This is a genomic window from Ruegeria sp. BC2 (assembly GCF_056539245.1).
In genome coordinates, this window is the sequence record NZ_JBQFUQ010000003.1 from 86,476 (window position 1) to 100,470 (window position 13,995).

At 65.6% G+C, this 13,995-nt stretch carries 14 protein-coding genes; all 14 read left to right on the forward strand.

Annotation, left to right across the window (positions count from 1 at the left end; genetic code table 11):
* Window position 1 precedes the first annotated feature (1 nt).
* Complete coding sequence (gene ahbB, locus ACR0CU_RS13685) at window positions 2–991, forward strand: siroheme decarboxylase subunit beta (protein WP_170447890.1); 990 nt, start codon at window positions 2–4, stop codon at window positions 989–991.
* On the forward strand, window positions 988–1,440 hold the full coding sequence (locus tag ACR0CU_RS13690; RefSeq protein ID WP_170447892.1) for an Lrp/AsnC family transcriptional regulator: 453 nt from the start codon (window positions 988–990) through the stop codon (window positions 1,438–1,440). Before ahbB (ACR0CU_RS13685) ends, ACR0CU_RS13690 begins: the two co-directional genes overlap by 4 nt.
* The gene (gene ahbB, locus ACR0CU_RS13695) at window positions 1,437–1,919 is read left to right on the forward strand and encodes a siroheme decarboxylase subunit beta (protein ID WP_170447894.1); all 483 of its coding nucleotides are present in this window, start codon (window positions 1,437–1,439) and stop codon (window positions 1,917–1,919) included. The genes ACR0CU_RS13690 and ahbB (ACR0CU_RS13695) overlap by 4 nt, the downstream gene beginning before the upstream one ends.
* Before the next feature lie 5 nt (window positions 1,920–1,924).
* Window positions 1,925–3,139 (forward strand): heme d1 biosynthesis radical SAM protein NirJ, encoded by a 1,215-nt coding sequence (gene nirJ, locus ACR0CU_RS13700; protein ID WP_170447895.1) that lies wholly within the window; start codon window positions 1,925–1,927, stop codon window positions 3,137–3,139.
* The gene (locus tag ACR0CU_RS13705) at window positions 3,114–4,667 is read left to right on the forward strand and encodes a nitrite reductase (protein ID WP_170439459.1); all 1,554 of its coding nucleotides are present in this window, start codon (window positions 3,114–3,116) and stop codon (window positions 4,665–4,667) included. The genes nirJ and ACR0CU_RS13705 overlap by 26 nt, the downstream gene beginning before the upstream one ends.
* Window positions 4,624–4,887, forward strand: coding sequence for a hypothetical protein (locus ACR0CU_RS13710; RefSeq protein WP_170421601.1), 264 nt, complete (start codon window positions 4,624–4,626; stop codon window positions 4,885–4,887). The genes ACR0CU_RS13705 and ACR0CU_RS13710 overlap by 44 nt, the downstream gene beginning before the upstream one ends.
* Before the next feature lie 97 nt (window positions 4,888–4,984).
* Window positions 4,985–5,449, forward strand: a complete 465-nt coding sequence (locus tag ACR0CU_RS13715) for a DUF2946 family protein (RefSeq protein ID WP_254437600.1) — start codon at window positions 4,985–4,987, stop codon at window positions 5,447–5,449.
* Complete coding sequence (locus tag ACR0CU_RS13720) at window positions 5,440–7,620, forward strand: 4Fe-4S binding protein (RefSeq protein WP_170447897.1); 2,181 nt, start codon at window positions 5,440–5,442, stop codon at window positions 7,618–7,620. Before ACR0CU_RS13715 ends, ACR0CU_RS13720 begins: the two co-directional genes overlap by 10 nt.
* 14 nt (window positions 7,621–7,634) lie before the next feature.
* On the forward strand, window positions 7,635–9,548 hold the full coding sequence (nosZ, locus tag ACR0CU_RS13725) for a TAT-dependent nitrous-oxide reductase (protein WP_170447899.1): 1,914 nt from the start codon (window positions 7,635–7,637) through the stop codon (window positions 9,546–9,548).
* Between the two features lie 3 nt (window positions 9,549–9,551).
* Window positions 9,552–10,808: a nitrous oxide reductase family maturation protein NosD gene (locus ACR0CU_RS13730; RefSeq protein WP_170447901.1), complete on the forward strand. Its 1,257-nt coding sequence runs from the start codon at window positions 9,552–9,554 to the stop codon at window positions 10,806–10,808.
* Window positions 10,798–11,691 carry an ABC transporter ATP-binding protein gene (locus tag ACR0CU_RS13735; RefSeq protein ID WP_170447903.1) on the forward strand — a complete coding sequence of 298 codons (894 nt, stop codon included), beginning with the start codon at window positions 10,798–10,800 and terminating at the stop codon, window positions 11,689–11,691. Before ACR0CU_RS13730 ends, ACR0CU_RS13735 begins: the two co-directional genes overlap by 11 nt.
* Window positions 11,688–12,509: an ABC transporter permease gene (locus ACR0CU_RS13740; RefSeq protein ID WP_170341124.1), complete on the forward strand. Its 822-nt coding sequence runs from the start codon at window positions 11,688–11,690 to the stop codon at window positions 12,507–12,509. The genes ACR0CU_RS13735 and ACR0CU_RS13740 overlap by 4 nt, the downstream gene beginning before the upstream one ends.
* The gene (locus tag ACR0CU_RS13745; protein ID WP_170447905.1) at window positions 12,506–13,024 is read left to right on the forward strand and encodes a nitrous oxide reductase accessory protein NosL; all 519 of its coding nucleotides are present in this window, start codon (window positions 12,506–12,508) and stop codon (window positions 13,022–13,024) included. Before ACR0CU_RS13740 ends, ACR0CU_RS13745 begins: the two co-directional genes overlap by 4 nt.
* Window positions 13,021–13,920, forward strand: coding sequence for an FAD:protein FMN transferase (locus ACR0CU_RS13750; protein ID WP_170447907.1), 900 nt, complete (start codon window positions 13,021–13,023; stop codon window positions 13,918–13,920). Before ACR0CU_RS13745 ends, ACR0CU_RS13750 begins: the two co-directional genes overlap by 4 nt.
* Window positions 13,921–13,995: the final 75 nt, after the last annotated feature.

Sequence of the window (13,995 nt, forward strand, 5' to 3'; positions counted from 1 at the left end):
GATGTGCCATATCACCGACCCGATCGACCGCAGGCTGCTGGACGACTGGCAGCGCGATTTTCCCGTTGCTGACCGGCCGTTCCAGGTGCTGGCCGCGGCGCTGGGGCTGGATGAGGCCGAGGTGATCGACCGCCTGGCCCGCATGCGCGCGGCCGGGCGGATCACCCGCGTCGGCGCGACGGTCGCGCCCGGCGTGGCCTCGGCCAGCACACTGGCCGCCGTCGCCGCGCCCGAGGACAAGGTGGAACAGATCGCCGCTCTGATCGACGCCGAGCCGGGCGTGAACCACAATTACCAGCGCGAGGATGACTGGAACCTGTGGTTCGTAGCCACTGGCCCCGACCGGGCGCATGTGGACGCCACTTTGGCCCGGATCAGCGACCGCACCGGGCTGCGCGTGCTGGACCTGCGGCTGGTCCGCCCGTTCAACGTCGATCTGGGTTTTCGCATGTCGGATTGTTCGCGCCGCGTGCCACGGCCGCGGGCGGTCGACCGGAGCGTTCTGCGGCAAGGCGACCGCGACATCCTGCAGGCGCTCAGCGCGGGACTGCCGCTGATGGCCGACCCCTACGCGGCGCTGGCCCGGTCCCTGAACCGCGCCCCCGAGGACGTGATGGACCGCATCCGGGTGCTGCACAGGGCCGGCGTCATCTCGCGCCTGGGGGTCATCGTGCGGCATCGGGCGCTGGGGTGGTCGGCCAACGCCATGGTCGTATGGGACCTGCCCGCCGACCGGATCGACCACGCGGGCCCCGCACTGGCCGCGCATCCCGGCGTGACCCTGTGCTATGAACGCCAACCAGTCGAGGGCGTATGGCCCTACCGGCTCTATTCCATGATCCACGCCCGGTCGCGCTCCGAGGCGCGGGGTATCCTGGCCGGCGCCGCCGCCCTACCCGAACTGTCGGGCGCCGCGCACAAGGTTCTGTTCTCGACCCGCTGCTTCAAGCAGACCGGCGCACTGATCAAACCGAAAGAGGCCGCCGCATGACCCCGCTGGACGACACCGACCGCCGCCTGCTGAACCGATTGCAGGAAGACCTGCCGCTGACCCCCCGCCCCTATGCCGACGTGGCGGCCGAACTGGGGATCGCCGAGCAGGACCTGCTGGACCGGCTGGCGCGGATGAAGGCCGACCGGGTCATCACCCGGTTCGGCCCGTTCTTCGACGCCGCCGCCATGGGCGGGGATTTCTGCCTGTGCGCCATGGCGGTGCCCGAGGCCGAGTTTGAAACCGTCCTGACCAAAGTCAATGCGCACCCCGAGGTGGCGCATAATTATGAGCGTACGCACCGGCTGAACATGTGGTTTGTTCTGGCGACCGAAACGCCCGAGGCGATCACCGCTACGACCGACGCGATCGAACGGGAAACGGGAATCACGGTTCACCGGTTCCCGAAACTGCAGGAATTCTTCATCGGCTTCCGGGTGGCAGCATGATAGACGCAACCGACAGACGGATCATCGAGGCACTGCAGGGTGGGCTGCCCCTGGTGCCCGCGCCTTTTGCGCAGGTCGCCGACGATCTGGGGATCGAGGAAGCCACCCTGCTGCACCGGCTGGCAGCGCTGAAGGCACGCGGGGTGATCCGGCGGATCGCCGCGGCCCCCAACCACTACAAGCTGGGCATGACATCGAACGGCATGACCGTCTGGGATGTGCAGGACGACCTGATCACCGAACTCGGCGCCCGTATCGGAGCACTGCCCTTCGTCACCCATTGCTATGAACGGCCCCGCGCCCTGCCCGACTGGCCCTACAACCTGTTCGCCATGGTTCATGGCAGCTCGCCCGATGAGGTCGAAGACAAACGCGGCCAGATCGCCGCGATCCTGGGATCGGCCTGCCGGGGCAGCAACATCCTCTATTCCACGCGCATCCTGAAAAAAACCGGGCTGCGCCTGAAAGCGAAAGGCTGAGACCGATGTTCCGCCTGACCGAATACATGCAGCAGCTGGTCAACCCGACGCCGGTGCGCAAACGCCGCCCCGGACCGGTAAAACCGGTGGTGATCTGGAACCTGACCCGGCGCTGCAACCTGAAATGCCGCCATTGCTACACCGTGTCTGCGGATGTGGCCTTCCCGGGCGAACTCAGCCACGAGCAAGCCATGGTCACCCTTGAGGATCTGGGCCAGTTTCGCGTCCCGGCCCTGATCCTCTCGGGCGGGGAGCCTTTGGACCGGTTCGATTTTTTCGACATCGCCCGGCGGGCGCGTCAGCTGGTGCCGATGTTGGCGCTGTCAACCAACGGCACGCGGGTCCACGACGAAACGGCCGACATGATCGCCGACGTGGGCTTCAATTATGTCGGCATCTCGCTTGACGGAATCGGGGCGACGAATGACTGGTTCCGCGGGGTCGAGGGCGCCTTTGATGACGCCCTGCGCGGCGTGCGCGAATGCAAAAAGCGTGGCATCAAGGTGGGTCTGCGGTTCTGCCTGACCGAAGGCACCCAGCACCACCTGCCCGACCTGCTGAAACTGTGCGACGACGAGGGGGTGGACAAGTTCTATCTCTCGCATCTGGTCTATGCCGGCCGCGGCGACAAGAACCGGGGCGAGGACGCGGAACATCAGCGCACCCGGCAGGGGCTCGACCTGTTGCTGAACCGCGCATGGGAGGCCGCCTCGGGCGGACGCCCGTTGGACATCGTGACCGGCAACAACGACGCGGATGCCGGGTATTTCCTGAACTGGGCCGCCGCCCGGTTCGACGCCGATACCGTCGCGCATGTGCGCGAACATCTGGCCCATTGGGGCGGCAATTCCAGCGGTCTGGGCGTGGCCAATATCGACAATCTGGGCCGCGTCCATCCCGATACCTACTGGTCGGACTACACGGTCGGCAACGTCAAGCTCACTCCGTTCTCCGAGCTGTGGTCCGGCGATGACCCGATGCTGGCCCTGCTGCGCACGCGGCCGCGCCCGTTGAAGGGGCGGTGCGGCACCTGCCGGTTGCAGGATGTCTGCGGCGGCAATACCCGCATCCGGGCCCTGCAACTGACCGGCGATCCGTGGGCCGAAGACCCGGCCTGCTACCTGACCAATGACGAAATCGGCGTGGACGGCGCGGGCGAGCGCCTGCAGGTCACGCCTTTCCGGGGGAAAAGCCATGATCCGGCGCATCAGTTCTTTTAAGGCACTTAAATTCGGTACTTTGTGCTCGGTGTTGCTAGCTGGAACGGCTTGGGCGGATGCTCAATCAGATTACGCCGAACATTGCGCCAGCTGCCATGGCGAGGCGCGGCTGGGCGGCGTCGGCCCGGCGCTGATCCCCGAAACGCTCAAACGCATGCGCGGCCCCCGCGTAGCCGCCGTCATCGCCGAGGGGCGTCCGGCCACCCAAATGCCCGCCTTCGCACACGAACTCGACGCGCTGCAGATCGAGGAACTGGCGGGCTGGCTGAAATCTCCGCTGGAGGTGGACCCCGAATGGGATGCCGAACAGATCATGGCCAGCCGTACTCTGGATGCCGATTACGCACCGGTCGATGCGCCGGTTTGGGACAGCGACCCGATGAACATCACGCTGGTGGTGGAAACCGGCGATCACCATGTCAGCGTTCTGGACGGCGACACCTTCGAGGTTCTGGACCGGTTCGAGACCCCCTTTGCCGTGCATGGCGGCCCCAAGTTCAGCCCCGACGGGCGCTATGTATTCATCATGTCGCGCGATGGCTGGGTGCAGAAATACGACATCTGGGCGTTGAAACAGGTGGGCCGCATCCGCGCCGGCCTGAACAGCCGCAACATCGCCATGTCGGGCGACGGCAAGTGGCTGGCCGTTGCGAACTATCTGCCCAACAGCCTGACCCTGCTGTCGACCGAGGATCTGTCGGTGGCCAGGGTGGTCGAGGTCAAGGGCAAGAAGGGAAAGCCCAGCCGGGTCTCGGCCGTGTACCAGGCCCCGCCGCGCGAAAGCTTCGTGCTGGCGCTCAAGGACGTGCCCGAGATCTGGGAAGTGTTCTATGGCGACAACCCGCCGCAATTCGGGCTGGGCCATGATTTCCGGATCGAGGGGCAGTTCAAGAACCCCGACCCCTTCCCCGTCCGCAAGATCACCACGCCCGACTATCTGGACGATTTCTTTTTCGACCAGAGCTATGAATACGTCATGGGCGCGTCGCGCGATGGCAAGGGCGGTCAGGTGATCGACCTTGTTATCGGGCAGAAAGTGGCGGATCTGGACCTGCCCGGCATGCCGCATCTGGGCTCGGGCATCACCTGGGAACGGAACGGCACCACGGTGATGGCGACGCCGCACCTGACCGAAGGCACCATCTCGGTCATCGACATGGGCACCTGGGAAACGATCAGGCGGATCGAGACCGAAGGCCCAGGCTTTTTCATGCGCAGCCACGAGAACTCGCCCTATGTCTGGGCCGACGTGTTCTTCGGCCCCAACAAGGACGCGATGCATGTGATCGACAAGCAGAGCCTCGAGATCGTCAAAACCCTGCGGCCTGCGCCGGGCAAGACCGTGGCGCATGTGGAATTCACGCGCGAAGGCGCCCATGCGCTGGTGTCGATCTGGGAGGATGACGGCGCGGTGATCGTCTATGACGCGCAGACGCTCGAGGAAATCAAACGCCTGCCGATGCGCAAACCTTCGGGGAAATACAATGTCTGGAACAAGATCACCTTCTCGGAAGGCACCAGCCACTGACGGGCGCTGGCCGGTCTGGAAACTTGCCATTCTGTTGTATCCGGCGACGGCGCTGACCGTCGCCATCAACCTGTTTCTGGCCGGGTTGATCGCCCATGCGCTGGGGTTCGGCGCCGTGACACCGGTGGCCGCGCTGATCTGGTGTGTGCCCCTTGGGGTTCCGGCCAGCTGGCTGGCGGGGCGCTGGGTGCGGCGGCTGATGGATGAGGCCGAGGGCTGAGCAAGGCCGGAATTTCGCGGCGCCTAACCGAAGTCAAGTAGCCGGTATCCGCGATCCCTTACGACTCGGGCAACATCAAATCCGAGTCGGAGTCTCCATGCCCGCCGCCCGCCAAAACCACAGCCTCCCTGTCCGCGCGACACGCGTGGCAGCCGGGCTGGCGGGCATTTTTCTTTTGATGTTGCAGGTGCTTGGGCCAGCGCTGGCGAGTCCCGGCCAGGGCACCTGGATGGAGATCTGCTCGGAGGCAGGAGCGGTCTGGGTCCAGGTGGACCTGGAAGACGACACCGGCGACCCGACCGCGCCCTGCCCGAAATGTGCCGATTGCGCCCTGTGCGCAATTACGGCTGCGGCGCCGGTCCCGGACCTGCCGCAGCTGCAGCAGCCCGGGTTTGTACAAATCCCACGGTGTGCGTTCACTGATCTGTTGGATCTGTACAACTCCGAACGGCTGTGGCCCGAAACTCGCGGCCCCCCGGCCGCGCCCGAAATCAGAACCGAACGCGCGCCGCGCGCGCCCATGGCGTCAACCCGAACCGAAGGAGGTGCGCCGTGGTCGTGACCCGCGCAGCCCATTTCCTTGTGGCCCTTGTCCTGTCCTGCCTGCTGGCGTTTGACGCGCGGGCCGACAGTCTGGCCAGCTTCCTGCCCGAGATCGAACCCGCCGAACTGGCGCCCGGTGCCGATGCCATTGGCCCGGTCCGCGACGACGTGCCGGTCGCCCCGGTGCTGAAGGGTGGCGAAACAGTCGCTTGGGCCTTTATCACATCCGATTTCGTGGGCACCACCGGCTATTCCGGCAAGCCCATTCACGTCGTCGCCGCCATCGACGGTGATGCGGTGCTGACCGGCGTCAAGCTGGTCAAACATTCCGAACCCATCGTTCTGATCGGCATTCCCAACGCGCGCATGGTCGAGCTGACCGAAGGCTATGCCGGGCTGGACCTCAAGCGCGAGGTCGAGACCGGCGGCGAGGGGCATGATCTGGACATCATCTCGGGTGCGACGGTGACGGTGATGGTCATCGACGACAGCGTCGTGCGCGCCGGGATCAAGGTGGCCCGTGCCATGGGTCTGGGTGGGCTGTCCGAGGTTCAGGCGGACGGACCCAAGCGCGAAGTCGACATGGCCAACGCCGACACCCATGACTGGGCCACGCTCTCGGGCGACGGCTCGATCCGGCGGCTGACGCTGGACGTGGGTCAGGTGAATGCCGCCTTCGAGGCCACCGGCGACCAGCGCGCGATCGAGCGCCCCGAGAAGGGCAACCCCGAGGACACCTTCATCGACATGCATGTGGCGCTGGTCTCGGTGCCTTCGATCGGCAAGTCGCTGCTGGGCGAGGCCGAGTACAAGAACCTGGCCAATTGGCTGGACGAGGGCGAACACGCCATCCTGGTGCTGGGTCGCGGCAAGTACAGCTTCAAGGGCTCGGGCTATGTGCGCGGCGGGATCTTCGACCGGATCCAGCTAATCCAGGGCGACAATTCGGTGCGGTTCTTCGACCGTCAGCATCGCCGCCTGGGCACGGTGGCCGCCGAGGATGCGCCCAGCTTTACCGAGCTGGACATCTTCAAGATCCCTGCCGATGCCGAGTTCGACCCGACCGAACCATTCCGCCTGCAACTGCTGGTGCAGCGGGCCATCGGCGCGGTGGAAAAGACCTTCCTGACCTTCGATCTGGGCTACAAGCTGCCCGAACAGTACCTGTTGCCGGTCGCGGCCGCGCCCAAGGTGGTGAACGATGCCACCGGCGAGGCCGCCGCCAAGTCGGCCCTGTGGCAGCGCATCTGGAAGGACCGCCAGGTCGAGATCGCCGTGCTGGGCGCCATGCTGCTGGTGCTGACGATCACATTCTTCTTCCAGTTCCACGCGACGATGAACGCGCGGGTCTTCTACTGGTTCCGCATCGGGTTCCTGACGATGACGCTTTTCTTCATCGGCTGGTACGCCAATGCGCAGCTGAGCGTGGTGAACATCATGGCGCTGGCCGGCAGCCTGCGCAGCGGCTTCACCTGGGATGCCTTCCTGCTGGACCCGCTGGTGTTCATCCAATGGTTCGCCGTGGCCGCCGCGCTGCTGTTCTGGGGACGCGGGGCCTATTGCGGCTGGCTGTGCCCCTTCGGCGCCCTGCAAGAGCTGACCAACAAGATCGCCCGCGCGTTTAAAGTGCCGCAATGGACCCTGCCCTGGGGCCTGAACGAGCGCCTGTGGCCGATCAAGTACATGATCTTCCTGGCGCTGTTCGGCCTGAGCATGGTGTCGATCCCGCTTGCCGAGAAATACGCCGAGGTCGAGCCGTTCAAGACCGCGATCATCCTGAAATTCATGCGCGACTGGCCCTTCGTAGTCTTTGCGGTGGGTCTGCTGGTGATCGGTCTGTTCATCGAACGGTTCTATTGCCGCTATCTGTGTCCGCTGGGTGCGGCGCTGGCGATCCCCGCCCGTATCCGCATGTTCGACTGGCTGCGCCGCTACAAGGATTGCGGCAACCCCTGTCAGACCTGCGCCAACGAATGCCCCGTTCAGGCCATCCACCCCACCGGTGAGATCAACCCGAACGAGTGCGTCACCTGCCTGCATTGTCAGGTGCTCTACCAGTCCGAGAGCAAATGTCCCGTCGTCATCCGCCAGCTGAAACGGCGGGCCAAGACCGGGTCGGTCAAACTCAAGACCCCCCTCGGACAACCACCGGCGAACCATCCGAACGCCAAACCGCAAACCGTTTCCTAAAAGGAGGAACGATCATGTCGGATCATGACACCAAACTGAACATTACCCGCCGCGGGTTGCTGGGGGCCTCGGCCACCGGGGCCGTGCTGGCCGGAACCGGGCTGGGCGTCGGCAGCACGCTGATGACCGCCAAACAGGCCAGCGCCGCCGCCAAGGTCGAACTGGCCCCCGGCGAGCTGGACGAATATTACGGCTTCTGGTCCTCGGGCCAGACCGGCGAGCTGCGCATCATGGGCTTCCCGTCCATGCGCGAGCTGATGCGGGTGCCGGTGTTCAACCGCTGCTCAGCCACCGGTTGGGGCCAGACCAACGAGTCGCTGAAGATCCTGACCGAGGGCCTGCTGCCGGAAACCAAGGAGTTTTTGGCCAAGCGCGGCATGAAAACCTATGACAACGGCGACCTGCACCACCCGCACATGTCGTTCACCGATGGCACCTATGACGGCCGCTACCTGTTCATGAACGACAAGGCCAACACCCGCGTGGCCCGCGTACGCTGCGACGTGATGAAATGCGACAAGATCATCGAGATCCCCAACGCCAAGGCGATCCACGGTCTGCGCCCGCAGAAATTCCCGCGCACCGGCTATGTCTTTGCCAATGGCGAGGACGAAACCCCGCTGATCAACGACGGCAGCGTGCTGGACGATCCGTCGCAATACGTCAACATCTTCACCGCCATCGACGGTGACACGATGGAGATCGCCTGGCAGGTGATGGTGTCGGGCAACCTCGACAACACCGATTGCGACTATCAGGGCAAATACGCCTTCTCGACCTCGTACAACTCGGAAATGGGCATGAACCTGGCCGAGATGACCGAGAGCGAGATGGACCACGTCGTCGTCTTCAACCTCAAGGAAATCGAGGCCGGCATCGCCGCGGGCGACTATCAGGAGATCAAGGGCGTCAAGGTTCTGGACGGGCGCAAGGGGTCGAACAAGAAATACACCCGCTACATCCCGATCCCGAACTCGCCGCACGGCATCAACACCGCCCCCGACGGCAAGCACGTCTGCATCAACGGCAAGCTGTCGCCGACCGTGTCGATCATGGACGTGACCAAGCTGGATGCCCTGTTCGAAAGCGACGCCGATCCGCGCTCGTGCATCGTGGGCGAGCCGCAGCTGGGCCTTGGCCCGCTTCACACCGCCTATGACGGTCAAGGCAACGCCTTCACCACGCTGTTCCTGGACAGCCAGATCGTCAAATGGAACATCGACAAGGCCATCCGCGCCTACAATGGCGAGGACGTGGACCCGATCATCTCGAAGGTCGACGTGCACTATCAGCCGGGCCACAACTCGACCTCGATGGGTGAAACCAAAGAGGCCGACGGCAAGTGGCTGATCTCGATGAACAAGTTCTCGAAAGACCGGTTCCTGAACACCGGTCCGCTCAAGCCCGAGAACGAGCAGGTGATCGACATCTCGACCGACGAGATGAAGGTTGTTCATGACGGCCCGACCTTCGCCGAGCCGCATGACTCGATCATTGTGCGGCGCGACATCGTGAACCCGGTCAACGTCTGGGACCGCAACGACCCGACCTGGGAAGATGCGCGCAAACAGGCCGAGGCCGATGGCGTCGATCTGGAGGAAGGCGCCGAAGAGCCCATCCGCGACGGCAACAAGGTACGGGTCTACATGGTCTCGCAGGCCCCGACCTTCAGCCTCGAGAAGTTCACCGTCAAACAGGGCGACGAGGTCACGATCTACGTCACCAACCTGGATGACGTGGACGATGTGACCCACGGCTTCTGCCTGGGCAACTACGGCATCGCCTTCGAGGTCGCGCCGCAGGCTACCGCCTCGATCACCTTCACCGCCGACCGTCCGGGCGTGCACTGGTTCTACTGCCAGTGGTTCTGCCACGCGCTGCACATGGAAATGCGCGGCCGGATGCTGGTCGAACCTCAGGGAGCCTGACCCATGCGCTGGCCCCTGCTCATCCCGCTTCTGCTCGGCTCGCCGCTTTGGGCGGCGGACTGGGACGTGCCCAACCGGGCGGGGGCCATCACCGAGACACTGGCGCAGGCGGCGGATGGAGACACCCTCCGCCTGAGCCCCGGCGTTTATGCCGAACGCCTGGTTCTGGACCGGCCCATCACCATCGACGGGCAGGGCCAGGCCACCATCGACGGCCAGGGCACTGGCAGCGTCATAACCGTGACCGGGCCCGGCGTCACTCTGCGCGGCCTGACCGTGATCGGGTCGGGATCGGACCATGGTGAGATCGACAGCGGCATCCAACTGACCAAGACGGCCCGCGTCGCCGTGGTGGAAAACAACGTGCTGCTGGGAAATTTGTACGGCGTGGACATCCACGGCGCCGATGACAGCATCGTGCGCGGCAACCGGATCGAGGGCCGGCAGGACCGCCGGATGAACGACCGCGGCAACGGGGTCTATGTCTGGAACGCACCCGGCGCGGTGGTCGAAGGCAATGACATCAGCTTTGGCCGCGACGGGATCTTCGTGAACTCGTCAAAGAAGAACACCTTCACCGGCAACACTTTCCGCGATCTGCGCTTTGCCGTGCACTACATGTATGCCGACGATTCCATCGTCAGCGACAATGTCTCGATCGGCAACGATCTGGGCTATGCGGTGATGTTCACCTCGAACGTGCAGGTGATCAACAACGTCTCGGTCGGCGACCGCGAACACGGGGTCATGCTGAACTATGCCAATGACAGCGTGATCTCGGGTAACGTTGTGAAAGGCGCCAAGGAGAAGTGCACCTTTCTGTACAATTCCAACAAGAACGAGTTCACCGACAACTGGTTCGAAGGCTGCGGCATCGGGATCCACTTCACCGCCGGCAGCGAACGCAACCGGATCGTCGGAAACGCCTTTGTCGGCAACCGGACACAGGTGAAATACGTCTCGAGCAAATGGGTCGAGTGGTCCGAAGACGGCCGCGGCAACTACTGGTCCGATTTTGCCGCCTATGACGTGAACGGCGACGGCATCGCCGACGCCCCCTATCGCCCCAACGATAGCATGGACCATGTGCTGTGGACCCAACCCGCAGCCAAGCTGCTGCTCGGCTCGCCTGCCGTGCAGCTGGTGCGCTGGTCGCAATCGGCCTTTCCGGCGCTGCTGCCGGGCGGCGTGATCGACAGCCACCCCTTGATGCAAGCCCCTCAACCCCCAGCCATGAAAAAGGTGCCTCATGACGGATAAGGCCCTGACCATCGAAACGGTCTGCAAGGATCGCGGCAAGACCCGCGTTCTGAGCGATATCTCCCTGACGCTCGAGCCCGGACAGCGCGTGGCGCTGCTGGGCCACAACGGCGCCGGAAAATCCACCCTGATCAAGTCGATCCTGGGCCTGACGCCCATCCAGGCCGGCACGATCCGCATCGGCACCGCCGCCCCCGGCAGCGCGCAGGCGCGTCGCGATACGGCCTATCTGCCCGAGGCGGTCTCGTTCCACCCGGCCCTGACCGGGCGCGAGCAGCTGACCCTGTTCGCCAAGCTGTCAGGCACCCGCGCCGACGTGCCCGCCCTGCTGGATCGTGTCGGGCTGGGTGATGCGATGGACCGTCGGATCGGCGCCTATTCCAAGGGGATGCGGCAGCGGCTGGGCCTTGCACAGGTGCTGCTGGGCCAGCCGAAACTGGCGCTGCTGGACGAGCCGACATCGGGGTTGGACCCGATCTCGCGCCAGGACCTGTACGCCATCATCGACGAGTTGGCCGCGCAGGGCACCGCGGTGCTGATCGCCAGCCATGCCCTGACCGAGGTCGAGGCCCGCACCGACCGCATCGCCATCATGCGCGAGGGCCGGATGGTGGCCAATGACACGCTGGCCAAACTGTCGGCGCTGGCCGGGCTGCCGATCCGGCTGCGGGTCCGCGCGCGCGCCAATGCCGACGCGCTGGCCGCCGAACTGGGCGGCAACCGGATCAACGGCGCCTCGGTCGAATTGCTGTGTTCGCCCGCCGACAAGATGCAGGCGCTGCGCCGCATCGCCGGGCTGGGCGATGCGGTGGCCGACGTGGAAATGACCCCGCCCAAGCTGGAAGACCTCTATCGCCACTATGCTCAGGAGGCGCTGCAATGACCCGTTTTCTTGCTATCACCCGCACCGAAATGCTGATCCTGCGCCGCAACCGCTGGCTGCTGGTCGCCACCCTGATCATGGTTCTGTTCGCGCTGGCCCTGACCTTTGCCGGCAGCGCGCCCACCGGCACGCTGGGGGTCGACATGCTGACGGTGTCGGTTGCCTCGATGACCACGCTGTCAGTGTATCTGGCGCCGCTCTTGGCGCTGATGATTTCCTTTGACGCCATCGCCGGCGATGTGGACCGGGGCAGCCTGTCGCTGCTGCTGTCCTATCCGGCGGGGCGCGGAGAAATTCTGCTGGGCAAATTCACCGCCCACCTGGCGGCGCTGGCTTTCGCCATGACCGTCGGTTTCGGCACTGCCGGGGCGGTCGCCGCGTGGTTCGGCGGCGCGGGCGCGGACAGCCTGTTCGCGCTTGGCCGGCTGATCGTCACCTCGATCCTGCTGGGCGCCGTGTTTCTGGCGCTGGGATACCTGCTGTCCGCCCTGGCGAGGGGCGCAACGGCGGCGGCAGGTCTGTCGGCCGGGCTCTGGCTGGTCTTCGTCGTCCTCTATGATCTTGGGCTGTTGGGAGCCGTCGTCATGGACAAAGGCGGCGTCTTCACCCAATCCGTCTTTCCCTGGGTGATGGTGGCCAACCCGGCCGACGCTTTCCGTCTTTGGAACATCGCCGCAACCGAGGGCGTGGCCATTGCGTCCGGCATGACCGGCGCGGCGCAGGCCCTGCCCGCCTGGGCGGCGCCCGCCTCGCTGCTGATCTGGCCGGTTCTGGGCTTTGCCCTGGCCCGGTTGGCCTTCCGGAGGGTCGAACCATGACACGCCTTGCCCTGATCGCGCTGATCGCGCTGGCGGCCTGCAAGGAAGAACAGGCCGCCGCCCCGCCGGATCCGGTCGATCTGACCGAAACCGCGCTCAGCTATTTCTGCCAGATGAACGTGGCCGAACACGGCGGGCCCAAGGGGCAGATCCATCTGGAGGGCTATCCCGCGCCGCTGTTCTTTGCCCAGGTGCGCGACATGGTGGCCTATTTCAAAAGCCCCGAGCGGGATGCCGAGATCACCGCGATCTATGTCAGCGACATGGGCGCGGCCCCCAGCTGGCACGAGCCGGGCATATCGAACTGGATCGCCGCCGATCAGGCCACCTTCGTGGTGGGCGCCGGCGTGGCCGGCGGCATGGGCGCGCCCGAGATCGTGCCATTTGCAACGCCGGACGCCGCCGCGGGGTTCATCGAAACCTATGGCGGCACCGCCCTGCCCTTGACCGACATTCCCGACGACGCGGCGCTTGGCCCCGTCGATCTGACCCAATCCCTGGAGACACCCGCATGACCCGCCTGTCCCGACGCCGTTTTCTGACCATCTCGGCCGCCTGCGCCGCCTTGCCGACCGTGGCGCACGCCGCACCGGTGGCCCGCTGGCGCGGCACCGCGCTGGGGGCACCCGCCAGCCTGCAACTGGTCGGGCTGAGCGACGCGCAGGCCGCGCCGATCATCTCCGCGCTCGAGGCCGAACTGAACCGGCTGGAGAATATCTTCAGCCTGTACCGGCCGGACTCGCAGCTGAGCCGCCTGAACCGGGACGGCACCCTGCCCGCCCCGGCGCCGGAGCTGCTGCAGGTGCTGGCCCAAAGCGCCGCCCTGCACGACGCGACCGGCGGTGCGTTCGACCCGACCGTTCAACCGCTGTGGATGGCGCTGGCGACCGGCGCGACGGATGCCGAAGCGGCGCAGGCCCGGGCGCTGGTCGGCTGGCAGGGCGTTTCGGTCTCGGCCGAGGCGGTTCGCCTGCCCCAACCGGGCCGCTCGGCGCTGACGCTGAACGGGATCGCGCAGGGCGCCGTGACCGACCGCATCGCAGCGCTGTTGCGGGCGCAGGGGCTGACCGATGTGCTGGTCGACATGGGCGAGATCGCCGCCATCGGCACCCGCGCCGACGGGTCGGGCTGGCGCGTCGGCCTGGCCGGCCCCGAGGGCGTGACCCGGCGCATCGAACTGCGCGACCGGGCGGTGGCAACCTCGGCCCCTGATGCGACACAGCTGGCCGGGCGTCATGGCCACATTCTGGGCCCGCAGGGTCAGCCGGTCCGGCATCGGGCGGTTTCTGTCTCGGCCCCTGACGCGGCGCTGGCCGACGGGCTTTCGACCGCGCTGTGCCTGCTGCCCGCCGACCGGATCGCGCCGGTTCTGCAACGCTTCCCCGACGCCCGGCTCGAGATGCTGATCTGACCGGAATGACCGCCCCGGAACTCTGCCGTTGAAATTTGTCGCGCGATAAGAAAAGGTAAAACATCGACAAATTCA